This window comes from Hyphomicrobium sulfonivorans (assembly GCF_013306565.1).
GTDB classification, from domain to species: domain Bacteria; phylum Pseudomonadota; class Alphaproteobacteria; order Rhizobiales; family Hyphomicrobiaceae; genus Hyphomicrobium_A; species Hyphomicrobium_A sulfonivorans.
Genome location: NZ_PZPO01000004.1, coordinates 631740 through 649070 on the forward strand (window position 1 = coordinate 631740; position 17331 = coordinate 649070).

At 62.1% G+C, this 17331-nt stretch carries 18 protein-coding genes; 2 read left to right on the forward strand and 16 right to left on the reverse strand.

The genetic code is table 11. The features are described from left to right. Positions 1 to 32 precede the first annotated feature (32 nt). The 3 genes from C6Y62_RS11145 to C6Y62_RS11155 are packed head-to-tail and all read right to left on the reverse strand — an operon-like array spanning position 33 to position 2505. Positions 33 to 824 (reverse strand): ATP12 family chaperone protein, encoded by a 792-nt coding sequence (locus C6Y62_RS11145; protein ID WP_173953958.1) that lies wholly within the window; start codon positions 822 to 824, stop codon positions 33 to 35. Further along, complete coding sequence (locus C6Y62_RS11150) at positions 821 to 1501, reverse strand: HAD-IA family hydrolase (RefSeq protein ID WP_173953959.1); 681 nt, start codon at positions 1499 to 1501, stop codon at positions 821 to 823. The genes C6Y62_RS11145 and C6Y62_RS11150 overlap by 4 nt, the downstream gene beginning before the upstream one ends. Continuing rightward, entirely contained in the window at positions 1498 to 2505 is a 1008-nt protein-coding gene (locus C6Y62_RS11155) for an RluA family pseudouridine synthase (RefSeq protein WP_173953960.1), read from the reverse strand. The genes C6Y62_RS11150 and C6Y62_RS11155 overlap by 4 nt, the downstream gene beginning before the upstream one ends. Before the next feature lie 277 nt (positions 2506 to 2782). Between C6Y62_RS11155 and C6Y62_RS11160 the strand changes: the two genes are divergently transcribed. Next, positions 2783 to 4453 carry an L-lactate permease gene (locus tag C6Y62_RS11160; RefSeq protein WP_173953961.1) on the forward strand — a complete coding sequence of 557 codons (1671 nt, stop codon included), beginning with the start codon at positions 2783 to 2785 and terminating at the stop codon, positions 4451 to 4453. 57 nt (positions 4454 to 4510) lie between these two features. Here C6Y62_RS11160 and C6Y62_RS11165 read toward each other — a convergent pair whose 3' ends face one another. The 6 genes from C6Y62_RS11165 to C6Y62_RS11190 form a co-directional block, all read right to left on the reverse strand. After that, the gene (locus C6Y62_RS11165; protein WP_173953962.1) at positions 4511 to 4753 is read right to left on the reverse strand and encodes a hypothetical protein; all 243 of its coding nucleotides are present in this window, start codon (positions 4751 to 4753) and stop codon (positions 4511 to 4513) included. Positions 4754 to 4816: 63 nt separating this feature from the next. After that, positions 4817 to 5362 (reverse strand): T6SS effector amidase Tae4 family protein, encoded by a 546-nt coding sequence (locus tag C6Y62_RS11170; RefSeq protein ID WP_173953963.1) that lies wholly within the window; start codon positions 5360 to 5362, stop codon positions 4817 to 4819. 169 nt (positions 5363 to 5531) lie between these two features. Further along, complete coding sequence (locus tag C6Y62_RS11175) at positions 5532 to 6851, reverse strand: replication-associated recombination protein A (protein ID WP_068459068.1); 1320 nt, start codon at positions 6849 to 6851, stop codon at positions 5532 to 5534. A 4-nt stretch (positions 6852 to 6855) separates the two neighbouring features. Then, positions 6856 to 8343 carry a Do family serine endopeptidase gene (locus C6Y62_RS11180; RefSeq protein ID WP_246274579.1) on the reverse strand — a complete coding sequence of 496 codons (1488 nt, stop codon included), beginning with the start codon at positions 8341 to 8343 and terminating at the stop codon, positions 6856 to 6858. 252 nt (positions 8344 to 8595) lie between these two features. Then, the gene (locus C6Y62_RS11185) at positions 8596 to 9624 is read right to left on the reverse strand and encodes an NAD-dependent epimerase/dehydratase family protein (RefSeq protein ID WP_173953964.1); all 1029 of its coding nucleotides are present in this window, start codon (positions 9622 to 9624) and stop codon (positions 8596 to 8598) included. Positions 9625 to 9830: 206 nt separating this feature from the next. Continuing rightward, the gene (locus tag C6Y62_RS11190) at positions 9831 to 10838 is read right to left on the reverse strand and encodes a helix-turn-helix transcriptional regulator (RefSeq protein ID WP_173953965.1); all 1008 of its coding nucleotides are present in this window, start codon (positions 10836 to 10838) and stop codon (positions 9831 to 9833) included. A gap of 140 nt (positions 10839 to 10978) precedes the next feature. Here C6Y62_RS11190 and C6Y62_RS11195 point away from each other — a divergent pair, with 140 nt between their 5' ends. After that, positions 10979 to 11425, forward strand: coding sequence for a cupin domain-containing protein (locus C6Y62_RS11195; protein ID WP_173953966.1), 447 nt, complete (start codon positions 10979 to 10981; stop codon positions 11423 to 11425). 419 nt (positions 11426 to 11844) lie between these two features. On the opposite strand, the gene rplQ is transcribed toward C6Y62_RS11195, so the two are convergent. The 7 genes from rplQ to rplO form a co-directional block, all read right to left on the reverse strand. Beyond that, positions 11845 to 12270 (reverse strand): 50S ribosomal protein L17, encoded by a 426-nt coding sequence (rplQ, locus tag C6Y62_RS11200; protein ID WP_068459064.1) that lies wholly within the window; start codon positions 12268 to 12270, stop codon positions 11845 to 11847. A gap of 146 nt (positions 12271 to 12416) precedes the next feature. Next, positions 12417 to 13439 carry a DNA-directed RNA polymerase subunit alpha gene (locus tag C6Y62_RS11205; protein ID WP_068459160.1) on the reverse strand — a complete coding sequence of 341 codons (1023 nt, stop codon included), beginning with the start codon at positions 13437 to 13439 and terminating at the stop codon, positions 12417 to 12419. A 143-nt stretch (positions 13440 to 13582) separates the two neighbouring features. Then, a complete protein-coding gene (gene rpsK / locus C6Y62_RS11210; RefSeq protein ID WP_068459063.1) occupies positions 13583 to 13978 on the reverse strand; it encodes a 30S ribosomal protein S11 in 396 nt (131 codons plus the stop codon). A gap of 100 nt (positions 13979 to 14078) precedes the next feature. Continuing rightward, the gene (gene rpsM, locus C6Y62_RS11215; RefSeq protein WP_068459062.1) at positions 14079 to 14450 is read right to left on the reverse strand and encodes a 30S ribosomal protein S13; all 372 of its coding nucleotides are present in this window, start codon (positions 14448 to 14450) and stop codon (positions 14079 to 14081) included. 203 nt (positions 14451 to 14653) lie between these two features. Beyond that, positions 14654 to 15247: an adenylate kinase gene (locus C6Y62_RS11220; protein WP_173953967.1), complete on the reverse strand. Its 594-nt coding sequence runs from the start codon at positions 15245 to 15247 to the stop codon at positions 14654 to 14656. Next, positions 15244 to 16608, reverse strand: a complete 1365-nt coding sequence (gene secY / locus C6Y62_RS11225) for a preprotein translocase subunit SecY (RefSeq protein ID WP_068459060.1) — start codon at positions 16606 to 16608, stop codon at positions 15244 to 15246. The genes C6Y62_RS11220 and secY overlap by 4 nt, the downstream gene beginning before the upstream one ends. Positions 16609 to 16763: 155 nt before the next feature. Further along, entirely contained in the window at positions 16764 to 17318 is a 555-nt protein-coding gene (rplO, locus tag C6Y62_RS11230; protein WP_173953968.1) for a 50S ribosomal protein L15, read from the reverse strand. Between the last annotated feature and the right edge of the window lie 13 nt (positions 17319 to 17331).

Consider the following 17331-nt stretch of genomic DNA (forward strand, 5'->3'; position numbering starts at 1 on the left):
GGCTGAGGCTCACGCTGGCACGCCGCCGCCCTTCACGCTGACAGCAGTTGCAGGAAGCGGCTGGCCGCCAGCATTTCCCGATGCCGACGCACACGCCGCTCGGTGGCTTCTTCATCGATGCCCCAGCGCGCGATCTGCCAATCCTCATCGACATGCGCCGCCAGCCACGCCTGCTCCGCGTCCAGGCGGCCATTCGCAACCGCAAGCGCGATGAAGGCCGAGCCGGTGAGCGTCGTCATCACGTGCAGCGGGGTCAGGCCGAAGGCATCGTATGGCGCAACCAGGGTACCGAAGCGCTCCAGCGCATCGTCGCTCTGCGTCACCGGCATCACGCCTTCCGCCAGATAAAATCGGGCGCCGGTTTCGTCTTCCACCCAGCGCAAAATCGGATCCCACGCGGCCGCCTGCAGCACGGCCAGCGCTTCCGGCCCCTCGGCGCGATAGCACAGCAGATCGCTGCCGGCATAACGCACGATATCCGCCGCAACCTCAGCGCGGGAGCCGGTTACACCATCGATGGCGGTGATCGCCAGCTTCGACAACGGCATGGTGGCGGGATTGATATTTTCAGTTTGCGCCGCCCACTCTTCCGCGATGGCATCGGCCAGCGCCCGGGTCGGCACGATCAATGGCTGCTTGGCCGGCGTGCGCACCGCGCGGCCATCCAGCAGCACATTGAAGCCGCCATCGGCAGCTTCGCCAACGCTAACATCTTTGTAAAAGCGCTTCGGCAGCGGCTTGGGCGCATCGCGGCCGGGAACCTTCACCGCGCCGTCATTGCTGTCGGCCGATTGCGCATCGTCGTGGTCGCTGGCATCGCTCATGCGGAAATCTCCCGACTGGCGAAACAGGCATCAAGGCCGGCAATCAGGTTGTCGCTGGTGCTGATAACGTGATGCGCGCCGGCCGCCTTCAGTTCATCGAGCGGATGATAACCCCAACCGACGCCAAGCGCTCCGGTTCCGGCCGCAACCGCCATTTCGATGTCAAACGTGGTGTCTCCCACCATAACGGTGCGTTCCGGACCGACACCGGCTTCCGACATCGCCGAATGCAGCATGGCCGGATGCGGCTTGGAAGGATTGTTGTCAGCGGTCTGAATGGTGATGAAACGCTTGCCCCAGTCCTCGCGCTCGAACAGACGATCGACGCCCTTGCGCGATTTTCCGGTGGCGATGCCAAGCAGCACATCGCCCCGCTGGGCCAGCGCTTCTATCGCGGCGCCGATGCCTTCGAACAGCGGCTCATGCAGTGCAGGATCGCGACGAATTTCCAGAAAAGCCGATTTATAGCGCTCAACGAGCTGATAGCGCAGTTCGGCGTCATGATCCGGTGCCAGCGCGGCTATGGCTTCGGGCAGCGACAAGCCGACAATAGCCAGCGTCGCCTCACGCTGCGGCGGCGTCAGTCCGAAGCCGGAGAATGCGAACGTCATCGCTTCGCAGATGCCGTTCTGGCTGTCGACGAGTGTCCCATCGCAATCAAGAACGACCAGCTTCATTTATCGTTGTCTCCATAACGTTCGGCGTCGAGGCCAAGCAGTTCCCAGGTGGCGCGCATGTGATCGGGCAGCGGCGCGGTTACATCGAGGTTGCCGCCGGAATAGGGATGCGGCAGCACGAGACGGCGCGCGTGCAGATGCAGCTTGTTCTCGATCTGCTCCGCCGGCAGGTTTTCATCGCCGCCGTATTTATTGTCGCCAACGATGGGATGCCCGATCAGCTCCATGTGGGCGCGCAACTGATGCTGGCGGCCCGTTACCGGCTTCAGCGACATCCACGCCGCCTTGTGCGCAAGCCGATCGATGACGGAATAATGCGTCGTCGCATGCATCGCCACGTTTTGCTCGCCCGGCAACGCCTTGCGCACACGATCGCCATCGGCGCTTGGCGCCTTCACCAGCGGCACTTCAATTTTGCCCTGGGGCGGTTTCGGAACGCCTTTCACCAGCGCCCAATAGGTCTTCGCCGCCGAGCGGGTCTGAAACACGCGGCCGAGCTTGGCCGCCGCATCGCGATGCTTGGCCACCAGCAGCACGCCGGTGGTGTCGCGGTCGAGGCGATGCACGAGGCGCGGGCGCTCGCCGCCGAAACGATCCGCCATGCCTTCCAGCATGCCGTCGATGTGCTTCTTGGTTCCGGTGCCGCCCTGCACCGCCAGTCCGAACGGCTTGTTGAGCACGAGCAGATGATCGTCCTCGAACAGAATCATTTTTTCGATGCGGTCTCGGTCCGCCTTCGAAACGCCCATCGGCGGCTTGACGCCCGTTGCACCCGCCGCAGCCTTGGGTGCAGCACGCACGACGGCTGGCACGCGAATTTGCGCCCCGGCTTCAAGCCGTGAGTTTGCCTCAGCACGCTTGCTGTTCACCCGCACCTGACCGGTGCGCAGCAGCTTCTGCAGGTAGGAATAGCCCACCTCCGGAAAGTGTACGCGGAACCAGCGGTCGAGGCGCATGTCCGCTTCGCTCGACTTCACTTCGATGGTCTCAACGCGGTCGTTCATGCGGGTTCGGAGCTCTGATCGGATTGGTGGCTAACACGCGGCGGGCGGCCGATGCCTAGCGTGACACGGCTTTATAACTGGAAAATCAGTCGGATTGCCTGCGATCAACTACGGTGCACCGCCAATTCTGTCCAGCGTGGCGAAACATTCCATGCCTTTGGCCGCCTGCCCGGGCTGTGTTTTCGGCCCCCGGGCAACACCACTGTGCCTTTCCGGTTTGACCCAGCTCAGCGGCGCGACGTAGCTTCTTAAGAAAACGCAGCCAGGGGGAAAGCGCATGTGGTCTCAGGTTTACGACCCATTCGGCAGCATGGTGCTTTCCACCGCCGTGGCCGCCATCCCTATCGCGGTGCTGCTAGGCGGCATCGGCATTTTCGAGTTGCGTGCGCATGTGGCCGCCCTGCTCGGACTGGCCGCCGCTTTGCTGGTGGCCATCGTCTTTTTTGGCATGCCGGCGCCGATGGCTGGCCTCGCTGCCGCCTATGGCGCGGCGTTCGGACTGCTGCCCATCGGCTGGATCATCCTCAATGTGATCTTCCTTTATCAGCTCACGGTGGAACGGGGCGACTTTGAAATCCTGCGCACCTCCATCGGGGCCATCAGCGACGACCGCCGCCTGCAACTGTTGTTCATCGCGTTCTGCCTCGGCGCATTCTTCGAAGGCGCGGCCGGGTTCGGCACCCCCGTTGCGGTGACAGCCGCGATGCTGATCGGCCTGGGCTTCACCCCGCTTGCCGCATCGGGGCTTTCCCTGATCGCGAACACGGCGCCGGTTGCGTTCGGCGCATTGGGTACGCCGATCATCGCGCTGGCCGCCGTCACCGGTCTCGACCTGCACGAACTCAGCGGCATGGTCGGCCGTCAGCTGCCGTTCTTCTCGGTGCTGGTTCCGTTCTGGCTTATCGTCGCCTTCGTCGGCTGGCGACGCATGTTTGAAGTCTGGCCGCCGATTTTGGTTGCGGGCGTATCGTTCGCCATTCCGCAGTATCTCGTCTCAAACTTTCACGGGCCATGGCTCGTCGACATCGTGGCGTCCGTGGTGTCGATGGCCTCACTGGCGCTGTTCCTGCGTGTCTGGCGGCCGGCCAATCCGATGCGGTCGGTGTCGGAATCTGACGACGCTAACGCAGCAACACCCAACGCTGGCAACATCGGCAGCGACGCCAATGCACGGCCCGCGCACTCCCGCGCTGCCGTACGGCGCGCATGGATGCCGTGGCTCGTGCTGAGCGCTTTTGTGTTCCTGTGGGGCACGCCGCAGGTGCGCGCGGCCCTTGATGGTGTCTGGTCGCTAAAGCTGCCGGTGGTCGGCTTGCACGAAGCGGTGCAGAAAATGCCGCCCGTCGTCGCCGAGCCGAAAGTTGAAGCCGCCATCTTCAACTTCAATGCGCTGTCAGCAACGGGCAGCGGCATTCTGCTGGCGGCTATCATTTCCGGCCTGCTTCTCGGTTACGGGCCGGGTGGCCTCATACGCATGTATGCGCGCACGCTTTATCTGGTGCGCTTCTCGCTACTCACCATCGCATGCATGCTCGCCATCGGTTTCGTCACGCGTTACTCCGGCGTCGACGCAACGCTCGGGCTGGCGCTGGCGAACACGGGCTGGCTCTATCCGCTGTTCGGCACATATATCGGCTGGCTCGGTGTCATGCTGACCGGATCGGACACATCCTCAAACGTGCTGTTCGGCGGTCTACAACGTGTCACCGCAGAGCAGCTCGGCATCGATCCGGTACTGATGGCGGCCGCCAACAGCTCCGGCGGCGTGATGGGCAAGATGATGGACGCGCAGTCAATCGTGGTCGCGTCAACCGCCACGCGCTGGTATGGCCACGAAGGCTCGATCCTGCGCTTTGTTGCTTTCCACTCCGTCGCGCTGGCGACGCTGGTCGGCCTGCTGGTGCTGGGACAAGCCTACATGTGGCCGTTGAAGCTGCTGGCGCCTTGATGATGATCGAAGCGCCTCCGTCGTGCGCAACGAGACCCAGCGCCGTTGTGTACTGCGTTACTTGTCCGCCGCCGTCGCACCGCGACGGCCCAAACCGGCGATGATCCAGCCCACCGTCCAGCCGATGATGAGACCGGCGATGTTGGCGACGATGAACACCAGCATGTGCAGGTTTTCAGCGTCGTCAGAGCTTTCGAACGATTGATGCGCTGTCACCCAATCGGCGGCGGGCGAGCTGAGAAACATCGCTGCCAGCACGGCACCGATGAAGGCAAACACCATCGCGATAACGTAGCGCATTCCCCGTCCCCTTCGAGCTGCGTGCGCAATCAGGTGCGGCAACACCGATCAATCAACATTTGTTCAGCGTACGGTTATTTCACTTCCCAGAACCAGATTTCGCCCGCGTTGGCATAGTTCCGCCCACGAAAACCATTCGAGCAGCCACTTGGCCGATGTGCGATAGCCATTCCACAGATCGATGTGATCACCGGTTGGTCGCCCGGCGTCGCTAGACCGCTTCCAGTAGTCCTGGATGTAGATGATGCCGGTGCGGCCGAAGATGCGCGGATAATAGTCCGCCGCGTCGGTGCCCTTGATGCGCTCGACGGGCCCAACACCGGGCAGGTTGGCGCGCGCGATAGCGTTGGCAAGCTGGGTGGCATTGATGAAATGCATCTGCGAGCGCGGGTGCACACCGCAGGCGGCACAGCCGCCGATCTGAGCGTCGGTCACGCCGGCACGGCGCAGCGCAACGCCGACGCGGATCGCACACTGGTTGGCAAACACGGGATAGCCCATGGCCACCTGTTTGCCTTCCATGTTGGTCAGATTCTGCGGCGCGATGCATGGCGCCGTCACCGATTCATTGATCGGATGGCCGCGCCATAGATCGATGAATGTCACCACGCCACTGCCTCCCCCGGCCTGTTTCCAGGCCCTGTCTCCTAGCCCAGCCACCACTATGTTAGCCGCCCGTGGCAATCTCGTGAACCGCCTGGGAGCGATGTGGTGAAGGCGGATCGGCCGTTCGAATACCAGTCAGAACAGCCGAGCAGCACCCCCGAATGCGGCGCGGCTATTTTCCCCCACCCCGCTTCTGGCGCAGATCGCCCCAGTAGGCCAGCCGCTTGCGGATTTCCCGTTCAAACCCGCGCTCGGGCGGATCGTAATACTGCGGTCGGCGCGCGAACTCGTCGGGGAAATAATCCTGCCCCGAAAAGCCATCCTCCGCATCGTGATCGTAGGCATACCCCTCGCCGTAGCCCTGCTGTTCCATCAGCTTGGTTGGCGCGTTGAGAATGTGCTTGGGCGGGCTGAGCGAGCCGTGCTCCTTGGCGGCACGCATTGCGGCCTTGTAGGCCACATAGGCGCCGTTCGACTTGGGCGCCGTGGCCAGATAGATCGTCGCCTGTGCCAGCGCCAGCTCACCCTCGGGGCTGCCGAGAAAATCGTACGTGTCCTTGGCCGCCAGCGCCTGCACCACCGCCTGCGGATCGGCGAGGCCGATATCTTCCACCGCCATCCGCACCAGCCGGCGCGCGAGAAACAGCCGGTCCTCGCCGCCATCCAGCATGCGGCACAGCCAGTAAAGCGCAGCGTCCGGATCGGAACCGCGTACCGACTTATGCAGCGCACTGACAAGGTTGTAATGCCCCTCGCGCGTTTTGTCGTAGAGCGGCGCGCGCTTCTGCACCAGCGTGCTCAGCGCATTGCGATCCAGCTGCTTCTGGCCGGGCGCGACGGCGGCAAATACCTCATCGGCCAGATTGATGGCGGAGCGGCCGTCGCCATCAGCCATGCCTATCAGCGCTTCGCGCGCATCGGCGTCCAGCGGCAGCGGACGCTGCTCTTCCTTTTCAGCCCGCTGGAGCAGCGTTTCGATCGCCGCTTCATCAAGACGATTGTAAACCAGCACCGACGCACGGCTCAGCACGGCACTGTTGAGCTCGAACGAAGGGTTCTCCGTCGTCGCGCCGACAAGCGTGATCGTGCCGTCTTCCATGTAGGGCAGGAAGCTGTCCTGCTGCGCGCGATTAAAGCGATGGATCTCGTCGATGAACAGCAGCGTGCCCTTGCCGAGCTCGCGCCGCGCTTTCGCGCGATCGAACGCCTTGCGCAGATCCTGCACGCCGGAAAAGATCGCCGAAAGCTGCTCAAACTCCAGCTGCGTTTCGTGCGCCAGCAGACGCGCGACCGTCGTCTTGCCGGAACCGGGTGGCCCCCACAGAATGAGGCTCGGCAAGCGGCCGCTCTTCAGCATGCGCGTCAGCGTGCCGTTGGGGCCGACCAGATGATCCTGCCCGACAACATCGGCCAGCTTCTTCGGGCGCAGCCGTTCCGGCAGCGGGCTTGGCGCCCCCTTCTCCAGACCGGCCGCTTCAAAAAGGTTGCTCACCTTTCTATCCTGCCATTTGCAGTTTCATCAGGCGTCCACCGCGCTTGACCGTGACGCGCCATATGCGCTGCCGGTTTCGCGTCAGTTCGTCAAGCATGATGACGTCGGTGATGCGCTGGTCGCCGATCTCGACGATGATGTCGCCCGGCTGAAAATCGAGCCGCGCAGCGACACCGCCGGAGCGCACCGCGACGATCACAACGCCATCGGTGTCATCGAGATTGAACTCATCCGCCACGCTCGGAAGGATGTTCGAGACGCGCGCGCCATCGAACGGATGATTGCCGGACAGATTGCGCACGTCATCCTTGCCGGGCTTGGGCGCGGGCAGCAGCGCGATGTTGTGCGTCAACCGCTTGCCGTTGCGGATCACCTCAAGGTTCGCACTGTTGCCGACGCCACGGGTCGTAAGGCGATACAGTACCGAGTGCGCATCGGCGACGTCGAATTCATCGACCTTGACGATCACATCGCCCAGTTGAACGCCTGCCTTCGTGGCAGGGCTTTTATCCGTCAGCCGCACCACAACGGCGCCCGCAACACGCTCCAGCCCCAACGTCGCCGCCATTTCACGGCTTACCGTTTCAAGCTGTGCGCCGAGCCAGGGGCGCTCGATCTTGCGACCGGCCACAGCGTTGTCAGCGTAGAAGCGCACGAGGTTCGACGGGATCGCAAAGCCGATGCCAACCGAGCCGCCGGTCTTCGAAAAGATCATCGTGTTGATGCCGGCAAGCCGGCCGTCCATGTCGACCAGCGCGCCACCCGAATTGCCGGGGTTGATCGCGGCATCGGTCTGCAGAAACACCTGCGTATCTGACTGCGCCATCTCCGTGCGCGCCAGCGCCGAAATGATGCCGCTGGTTACGGTCTGGCCAACGCCGAACGGATTGCCGATGGCAAGCACCATGTCGCCGACCTCAAGCGCATCGCTGTCGGCAAACTCAAGAAAGGGGAAATCATCGCCGCCCTTTTCGATCTTCAGCACGGCAAGATCGGTGCGATCATCCTGAGACACGATGCGCGCGTCGAACTCGCGCTTGTCGGAAAGCGCGACGCGGATCTGCGTATCAGTGCCGCCACGCACAACGTGCGTGTTGGTGACGATGACGCCATCCGGGCTGATGATAACGCCGGAGCCAAGCGATGACTGCACGCGTTCCTGCGGCAGGCCGAAGCCGCCGCGGCCGCCGAAGAAGCGCTGGAAGAACGGATCGTTGGCGAAAGGCGATGCCGCCGTGCGCACCTTGGAGCGCACATAGACGTTCACCACCGCAGGCGCGGCCTTCTTCACCACCGGCGAGAACGAATACTGCATCAACGCCTGCGAAGGCGGCGGCACGCGCCGGTCCTGCGCCTCGGCGAACAGGGATGTGCCCCAAACGGCTGTTGCGACCAGGCCGATGCCGGCGAATGTCACCGCCGCGGCCTTCATGCTTGCCGCCATGCGGTTGCCGATGCGGCTCGAAAACGTTGGTGTCGTATCACTGCTCATGCGGTCAATGTCGTTCCGGTTGTCATTCATCTGGAGCACGCCAGCGCGCGGCCTCACTTCTGAGCGAAGCAATAGCATAGCGGCCTGATTTCGTGGCACCCCCGTGGCGGGATGCCCGGCATATGGCGTCTGAATGTCAGAAAATCAGCAACCGCGCGCCATTTTGCCCGCAAAATCGGATGCAGCAGCGCATCCCGCAGTGCGATTGCCGCCGATTAACTAGATAGCCGTGGGCAGCCGATGGCCCCGCGCTCAGATAATGCCCAGCTTACGCAGGCTTTCCGATGCGGCCACCGTTGCCTCTTCGGCGGACCGGAACGACTGCCCCAGCAGTTCCTTCGCCTTGGCGTTGCTGACCGGGCGCGGGAAACCAAGCTCCGGCTTAACCGCATTCAGGCGACGATCAACGAACGCCAGCACCCGCACAAGCCCATCCGGCATTTCTCCGCGCGGCATCTTGCGGGCAATGTCGGGCAGCGTTTTGCCGATGATTTGACCAAGCTCGTAGAGACGCAGAAAGCCGTTGGCGGACAGGAAGCGCTGCCCCTTCGCCTGCTCGTGCGTCATCGCCAGCGCGTGCGTCGCGGCAACATCGCGCACATCGCTGACCGGGAAGCCAACTTTCGGCGCGACGGGATAAGCGCCTTTGCCCATCAGCCGAACCACTTCGTGCGATGTTGAAAGATCACCATCCGGTGCCGGGCCGAGCACGAAGCCAGGATTGACGACGGCCAATTCTGGCGCGCCCGGTGTTGCATTGACAAAATCCCACGCGGCGCGCTCTGCCAGCGTCTTCGACATGACGTACGGCGTTACGTCCGGACGCTCGGGATTACTCCAGTCGTTTTCGTCGAACACGTGCCCCGCCGGCGCTTCAGGCCACGGCAGCGAAACGGCAACGATGGATGACGTCAGCACAACGCGTGCAACGCCGCTGCGGTGCGCCGCCTTGAGCACACGCAGCGTGCCCTCACGCGCGGGGCGGATCACTTCATCCGCGTTGCGCGGATTTTTCAGCGGAAACGGCGACGCAACGTGCTGCACAAAACGGCAGCCAGCCGTTGCCGCATCCCATCCGTTGTCGGACAGAAGATCGGCCTCGACAAATTCCACTGCTGTCGGATCAGCGCCCGCGCTTTCGATCCCGCGCCGGGTTGCTTCTACCCGCGCCTTATTGCGGACGGTCGCGCGCACGTCGTAGCCCTGACGGATAAGCTCCGCGATGCAGAACTTGGCGACGAGACCCGATGCCCCGGTAACGAGCACCTTCTGCTTGGACATTGGCTTTCAGCCCTTCCGCTCATGGCTTGCATCGAATGCGCTAGAGCCTGTCAGCGGTTTGTTGAATCGCGGAAAGACTCTAGCCGGTTGTTTTGTCGTGCTGCTTGCCGGAAAACCGGTGCCCACTTTTCCGGAAGCACTCTAGGGGCGCCCGCAGGCATTTCATCATCCAGCTGATTTACAGGAGTGCGCACCATAGCCAAGGCTCAATTGAGGCGCTGCCGATAAACCCGCGGCGCCATCCCGGTCCAGCGATGGAACGCGCGGCTGAAATGCGCCGCATCCCGATATCCCAGCTCGAACCCGATGGCCGTAATGCTGCGCTCGCTATCTTCCAGATAGCGAACCGCGCGCCGCAACAGGGCATCGTCGACGATGCGGCTGAAGGAAGTTCCGTTCTGAGCCAGCAGCCGTTGCAGCGTACGGCGCGTCGTCCCCAGTTTCGCGGCCACCCAGTCGATGCGCGGATAGCCATCATGCAATGCCAGATCGGTGACGGCGCCAATCATGGCCAGGGCGTCGCGTTGGCCCGGCACCGTTGGCTCAAGCGCTGACGGCGCAATGATCGCTGGCAGCGAGCCGGAAGGATTGACGCTATCGAGCAAGCAGACGTCGAACGTTATCGACGTCGCCGCTGCGCCGTGGCCGATGTTGCACCGGAAGATGTCCTCAAGCTCCGCGTGCGGTGTTCCACGGGGCAGCGCCGTCACCAGTGTATCGGGTCGCCAAGCGCATCCGGCATAGCTGCGGATGGTATCGATCATGTAGCTGACGCCCAGCAGCTCATTATGATGCCGTCCGATGCTTTCGGGATCGGTGAATTCAATCGTCCAGCACACGCGGCCTTCCTGAACCGCGAACGTAAGCTCGGTCGATGTCTGCAGCATTGTGGCGAGGCCGGCATGGGCGCGCGCTATGGCATCGCGCAGCGTCGGCGCCCCGCATACCCAGGCGCCAAAGCCGCTGAGCTGGCGCGATCGCACAACCTGCCCCAGCCGGGCGCCGAAAAATTCATCCCCTGTGGCCCGCGCCGCCCGCTCCAGCAGGCGGAACTGCTCGCGTAGTGGCACCAGCGTTTCGGGCTGCTCCAGCAGTGTCATCGGCAAATCGACGTCGCTCAGCACCCGTTCGATCGAAGCGCCATTCTGGCCCATGAACTCAGCGATGGGGCCAAGCGAACTGGCGCGGGTGAAGCCAGAAAGTCGGGGTGCCATGGCAATTCCCAGTCGGTATGCCCAATGAAGATCCTGGCGCAAAATGGCAAGCGGCCGCAGGCGCAACAAGTCACGTTGGTGTTAGGCCCGTCCACCGAGACCCGGGTAATTAGTCCAATGAGAAAAACGCGAGGAACGCCATGAGCATCCCCTTCGATCAAAGCAACATCCGCTGGAACACGCTGGAAGGCCTGGATCACGTCCACTTCCACGTCTGCGCCGTCGATGAGGAAAAGCGTATCGTCGACATTTTGTTCAAGTTCGACGCCAACTCAAAGATCGCGCTGCACCGCCACCGCTGCGATTACGTGACCGTGGTGCTGCAGGGCGAACTGCGCATCTACCGCGCCAATGGCGAGCTGAAGGAAGTGCGTCCGGTCGGCAGCTATGTATCGACGCCAGGCGATGGCGAGGCGCACACCGAAGGCGGCGGCGATGTGGACGTGATCGCGTTCTTCTCGAACCGCAATGTGACCGGCAACGTTTATGACATCCTCGACCCGGACCTCAACGTCGTTGCCCAGTTCGGTATTCCCGAGTTCAAGGCGCTGATGGAAGCGCAGGGCCCCGCTGTTAAAGCGGCCTGACTTTTTTTGCCCTCGGCGACACCCCACCGGGGTGCCGGCCGCCGTGGGCCTGAGAGTACCTGTGCCGGTAGACGCATTTCCACCGCACTGCGGCTCCGCTAGCGGAGCCGGCCGTCGAGGGCGTTAGAACCGTCGCTGGCACGGCTATATTCTTACCGCCACCGACACCCAATCCGGGAGCACCCGCTGGCGATTTCGCCGGCGCATCCGCTGCACGGAGCCGCCGGGGCATTCGGCTTCTATCAAGTATCGAATGCGCTGGCCCCGCTCCGCGCTCTGCGATGCAAGCCGCTACACATCGGAAATTCCTCACCGCGCGAAGCGGCGCGCCGCCCAAGAAAAAAGGCCGACGCGGTAGCGTCGGCCTTAGTCTTTTCAGGCAACCAATCCGCGAACATCATTCGCGGCGGCGCTAATTCTCAGCTTTCAGCCGCAGCGGCGAGCTGCGCTTCATGGCGTGCACGATCTTCCTTGCCCTTGGCCGACTCGTCACGGTCAACGAGCTCGATAACGGCGCGCGGGGCGCTGTCGCCATAGCGGAAACCGGCCTTCAGCACGCGCGAATAACCGCCAGCGCGGTCCTTGTAGCGCACGGCCAGCACGTCAAACAGCTTCTTGACCATATCGTCGTCGCGAAGACGCGCAGCGGCAAGGCGGCGCGAGTTCAGGTCACCGCGCTTAGCCAGCGTGATGTACTTGTCGACGATACGCTTCAGATCCTTCGCCTTCGGCAGCGTGGTGACGATCTGCTCGTGACGGATCAGCGAAGCGGCCATGTTGGAAAACATCGCCTGGCGGTGGCTGCTGTCGCGACTAAACCGGCGACCCAGTTTCTTGTGTCTCATATCAAAGTTCCCTTAGGTTGTTTAACGGGGAGGTTCTACGGCCTCACCTCGCTAGGCTTGATCGTGGTCCCGGCGTCGTAGCCTCAAGGGCTACCCGCCGGAATTCGCACGTCGTGTTGTAGTGTCTCGTGTCTTAGGGGCTGGCCTCAGTACTGATCTTCGAAGCGCTTGGCCAGCTCTTCGATGTTGTCCGGCGGCCAGTTCGGTACTTCCATACCGAGGTGCAGACCCATCGAGGCCAGCACTTCCTTGATCTCGTTGAGCGACTTGCGACCGAAGTTCGGCGTGCGCAGCATCTCGGCTTCGGTCTTCTGGATCAGGTCGCCGATGTAAACGATGTTGTCGTTCTTCAGGCAGTTCGCAGAGCGAACCGACAGCTCGAGCTCATCGACCTTCTTGAGCAGCGCGGCGTTGAACGCCAGCTCCGGATGGCGCGTCTCTTCAACGGCCTTCTTCGGCTCTTCGAAGTTGATGAAGACAGCCAGCTGATCCTGCAGAATGCGAGCCGCGAGAGCGATCGCATCCTCAGGCGTCACCGAGCCATCGGTCTCAACCGTCATCGTCAGCTTGTCATAGTCGAGAATCTGGCCCTCACGGGTGTTCTCAACCTTGTAGGAAACCTTCTTCACCGGGCTGTAGAGGCTGTCGACCGGGATAAGACCGATCGGCGCATCTTCCGGACGGTTGCGGTCGGCCGCAACGTAGCCCTTGCCCATGTCAGCGGTGAATTCCATCCGGATCGCAGCGCCCTGATCGAGCGTGCAGATGACGTGCTCCGGATTGAGGATTTCAACGTCGGGGCCTGCCTCGATGTCCTTCGCCAGGACCGGGCCGCCGCCTTCTTTCTTCAGGATCAGCCGCTTCACGCCTTCGGAGTGAATGCGCAGAGCAACTTCCTTGATGTTGAGGATGATGTTGGTGACATCCTCACGTACCGACGGGATAGAAGAGAATTCATGCAGAACGCCGTCGATCTGAACGGTCTTGATCGCAGCGCCCTGAAGGGACGACAGCAACACGCGACGCAGGGCATTGCCCAGCGTCATACCGAAGCCACGCTCCAGCGGCTCAGCGACGACAGTCGCGATCCGGCTGCTATCGCGACCTGAGGCCACGTCGAGCTTGTTCGGCTTGATCAGATCTTGCCAGTTCTTTTGCAGGACATTCACCACGGGGAGCCTCGCTTTACAGAGTGAGGCCTGCGTCCGGGCGCGCAGGCGGAAGGGGTAAAGTCGCATTCACCGATCAAAGGCCGGCAAGGCCAATGACCGGTGACGGGCGCGGCACCAACCCGGCGCCGCGACAGAAACGATTAAACGCGGCGACGCTTACGCGGACGGCAACCGTTGTGCGGGATCGGCGTAACATCGCGGATCGACGTGATCTGGAATCCAACCGACTGCAAGGCGCGCAGAGCAGATTCACGGCCGGAACCGGGACCACAAACTTCGACCTCAAGGATCTTCATGCCGTGCTCCTGAGCCTTGCGGCCGGCATCTTCAGCAGCAACCTGAGCGGCATACGGCGTCGACTTGCGCGAACCCTTGAAGCCCTTGGCGCCAGACGAAGACCAGGAAATCGTGTTGCCCTGGGCGTCGGTGATCGTCACCATGGTGTTGTTGAACGAGGCATTGACGTGTGCAACGCCCGACGTGATGTTCTTTTTCTCGCGGCGACGAATCTTCCCGCGTGCCGTATCCTTGGCCATAACCGTCGTCTCTCCAAGGGCCGTCGCGCGACCCAATTATCCACAACGCGAATGAAGCGAGCGGAGACCGGACCAAACCGCTCTCCAGGCGTCGCTCAAATCAAGACTTCTTCTTGCCAGCGATCGCCTTCGCCGGACCCTTGCGGGTGCGAGCGTTGGTGTGCGTACGCTGACCATGAACCGGAAGGCCCTTGCGGTGACGAAGACCGCGATAGCAGCCCAGATCCATCAGGCGCTTGATGTTCATGATGACTTCGCGGCGAAGGTCACCTTCCACGAGGTAGTCGCGGTCGATGGTTTCGCGGATCTGCAGAACCTCGGCGTCGGTCAACTGCTGCACACGGCGTTCGGCAGGGATACCCACCTTCTCGCAGATGTCGTTCGCGAACTTGGGACCAATCCCGTGAATGTATTGCAGCGCGATTACTACGCGCTTCTGCGTCGGAATGTTGACGCCTGCGATACGGGCCACACGTCTCTCCTGAGGTATCGATTGCCGCCAAACTGAGGCATCTGCCCCGGCGCGGCTAAGTCGCTGCTATCCGTTTTTCCTACGCCAAAAAACACACCCATCCGGTCTGTCTGGTTGCAGACCGGAAGCACTTCAGGCGCGTTAAGAACGGGGTGTTGTAGCGGAGCTATAGCTCCCCGTCAATTGGCGCAATTACGGTTTTTTTAAGGTGCGTCGAGTGAGCCCAGAATTGCATCAACACTCGCTGCCACTTCCGTAATCGACGCCATGCCGTCCACCGTGTCCAGCTTGCCCTTGGCAAAGTAGTAACCAATAAGCGGAGCCGTCTCGCGGTAATACGCCATAAGCCGTTTTCTCAAGGCCTCGGCATTATCATCCGCCCGTGGGGTTCCACCGGCAGCGATTGTTTCCCGAGCCCTGTTCTCGATACGCGATTCTAGTATCGCGTCGTCAACCCGCAGTTCTACGACTGCGTCAAGTTTCTTGCCCTGCTGAGCCAACAGCTCATCAAGGGCTGCCGCCTGATTCAGCGTCCGCGGAAATCCATCCAGGATGAATCCCTTGGCGCAGTCAGGCTGGGCGATGCGATCCGAGATGATCTTGATGACCACCCCGTCCGGCACTAGACCACCGGCGGCCATAATCGCCTTCGCTTCCAGTCCGATCGGGGTGCCAGCCTTGACCGCTTCGCGAAGCATGTCGCCGGTAGACAATTGGATCAGACCACGTTCCGTCGCAATCCGCTCCGCCTGTGTGCCTTTACCGGCGCCGGGCGGGCCCAACAGAATTAGGTTCATCGACGTCCCCGTCCCCCGCCAGGCGTTGCACCGCGAAGCTTCGCCTTCTTGATCAGACCCTCATACTGATGGGCCAGAAGATGGCTCTGCACCTGCGAAACCGTGTCCATCGTGACACTCACGGCAATCAGGAGCGAGGTACCACCGAAGTAGAACGGCACAGCGGCGTAGGCGATGAGGATTTCAGGAAGCACACAGACCGCGGCTAGATAAAGGGCGCCGACAACCGTGATGCGAGTGAGAACGTAGTCGATGTATTCGGCCGTCTTGTCGCCGGGGCGGATGCCGGGCAGGAAGCCGCCGTATTTGCGCAGGTTGTCCGCCGTCTCCTTGGGGTTGAACACAACCGCCGTGTAGAAGAAGGCAAAGAAGATGATCAGCGCAACATAGACCAGGATGTGCAGCGGCTGTCCGGTGCCGAGCGCGGCGGTCATGTCGTTGAGCCACTGCGGACCCTGACCGGCCGTGAACTGTGCAGCCGTGATTGGCAACAGCAACAGCGACGAAGCAAAGATCGGCGGAATAACACCGGCAGAGTTGAGCTTCAGCGGCAGATGCGAGCTTTCGCCCTGGGCCATCCGGTTGCCGACCTGACGCTTCGGATACTGGATCAGCAGGCGGCGCTGAGCACGCTCCATGAACACGATGGCACCGACAACGAACAGCATCAGAACCAGCAGCGTAAGCAGCAGCACGACCGAGAGCGAACCGGTACGAGCCAGTTCGAACAGGCCGACAAGTGCCGACGGCAGCCCCGCGACGATACCGGCGAAGATGATCAGCGAAATACCGTTGCCGACGCCGCGCTGCGTGATCTGCTCACCCAGCCACATCAGGAACATCGTACCGCCGACGAGCGTGATGACAGTGGTGACGCGGAAGAACCAGCCCGGCTCAATCACGACCGATCCGGCAGCGCTGCTCGATCCTTCAAGACCGATTGCAATACCGTAGGCCTGGAATGCCGCCAGCAGCACCGTCAGATAACGGGTGTACTGGTTGATCTGCTTGCGGCCCTGCTCGCCTTCCTTTTTCAAGGCTTCGAGCTTCGGCGACATCGAGCTCATCAACTGCATGATGATCGACGCCGAAATGTAGGGCATGATGTTCAGCGCAAAGATCGCCATACGCTCGACGGCACCACCCGCAAACATGTTGAACATGCCGAGGATGCCAGCAGAGTTGGCGTTGAAGGTCTGCGCGAATGCTGTCGGGTTGATACCCGGCAGCGGAATGAAGGTACCGAAGCGATAAACGATGAGCGCGCCAAGCGTGAAATAGATGCGACGCTTCAAATCCTCGGCTTTGGCAAAGGAGCCAAAGTTCAAGTTGGCGGCAAGCTGCTCCGCAGCGGATACCATGGTTCGTTCTCCCAACCTTTGCGCCTGCGGCGGCGGGCCGCTCTGGATGTCCCCTCGCCTAAGATGGGAGCCTTTCCCCGGAGCGACAACGCCGCCTTTATACAAAGCAGCCGCCAGATCTACAGCCTGGCGGCCTTTGACGCTGACGCTAAGGCTTAGCCTTCATTGCCCGCTGCAGGCTTTGCTGCGGCGCCCTTGTTCTTCTTGGCCGCTGTCTTGGCGCGCTTGGCCTCGTCGGCAGGAAGAACCTTACGCTCAATCAGTGTGATTGTGCCACCGGCCTTCTCGACAGCGGCCTTCGCCGACGCCGACGCGTGATTAACCGTCACGCTGACCTTGGCGCTGATCTCGCCCGAACCCAGCAAACGCAGACCATCCTTGGGACGGCGCACGATGCCAGCTTCCACGAGGGCAGCAACGTCAATCGGCTTGCCAGCATCGATGCGCTTGTCATCGACAGCCTTCTGAAGCTGACCGAGGTTCACCTCGTTATAGTCCTTGCGCTGCCACTTGTTGAAGCCGCGCTTCGGCAGGCGGCGATGAAGCGGCATCTGACCGCCTTCGAAGCCACCGATAGCAACACCCGAACGTGCGGTCTGGCCCTTGCCACCGCGGCCGCCCGTCTTGCCTACGCCCGAACCGATGCCACGCCCGATACGCACACGCTCTTTGCGCGCACCGTGCTTGTCCTTGATTTCGTTGAGCCGCATCGGACCCTAGCTC

Bases quoted from the DNA above. Each gene is read 5' to 3' on its own strand.
- C6Y62_RS11185 (WP_173953964.1), bottom strand. From the start codon at position 9,624: ATGTCCAAGCAGAAGGTGCTCGTTACCGGGGCATCGGGTCTCGTCGCC.
- rplQ (WP_068459064.1), bottom strand. From the start codon at position 12,270: ATGAGACACAAGAAACTGGGTCGCCGGTTTAGTCGCGACAGCAGCCAC.
- C6Y62_RS11220 (WP_173953967.1), bottom strand. From the start codon at position 15,247: ATGAACCTAATTCTGTTGGGCCCGCCCGGCGCCGGTAAAGGCACACAG.
- C6Y62_RS11160 (WP_173953961.1), top strand. From the start codon at position 2,783: ATGTGGTCTCAGGTTTACGACCCATTCGGCAGCATGGTGCTTTCCACC.
- C6Y62_RS11165 (WP_173953962.1), bottom strand. From the start codon at position 4,753: ATGCGCTACGTTATCGCGATGGTGTTTGCCTTCATCGGTGCCGTGCTG.
- C6Y62_RS11190 (WP_173953965.1), bottom strand. From the start codon at position 10,838: ATGGCACCCCGACTTTCTGGCTTCACCCGCGCCAGTTCGCTTGGCCCC.
- C6Y62_RS11180 (WP_246274579.1), bottom strand. From the start codon at position 8,343: ATGAGCAGTGATACGACACCAACGTTTTCGAGCCGCATCGGCAACCGC.
- rpsK (WP_068459063.1), bottom strand. From the start codon at position 13,978: ATGGCCAAGGATACGGCACGCGGGAAGATTCGTCGCCGCGAGAAAAAG.
- secY (WP_068459060.1), bottom strand. From the start codon at position 16,608: ATGGTATCCGCTGCGGAGCAGCTTGCCGCCAACTTGAACTTTGGCTCC.
- C6Y62_RS11155 (WP_173953960.1), bottom strand. From the start codon at position 2,505: ATGAACGACCGCGTTGAGACCATCGAAGTGAAGTCGAGCGAAGCGGAC.
- C6Y62_RS11145 (WP_173953958.1), bottom strand. From the start codon at position 824: ATGAGCGATGCCAGCGACCACGACGATGCGCAATCGGCCGACAGCAAT.
- C6Y62_RS11195 (WP_173953966.1), top strand. From the start codon at position 10,979: ATGAGCATCCCCTTCGATCAAAGCAACATCCGCTGGAACACGCTGGAA.
- rplO (WP_173953968.1), bottom strand. From the start codon at position 17,318: ATGCGGCTCAACGAAATCAAGGACAAGCACGGTGCGCGCAAAGAGCGT.
- C6Y62_RS11150 (WP_173953959.1), bottom strand. From the start codon at position 1,501: ATGAAGCTGGTCGTTCTTGATTGCGATGGGACACTCGTCGACAGCCAG.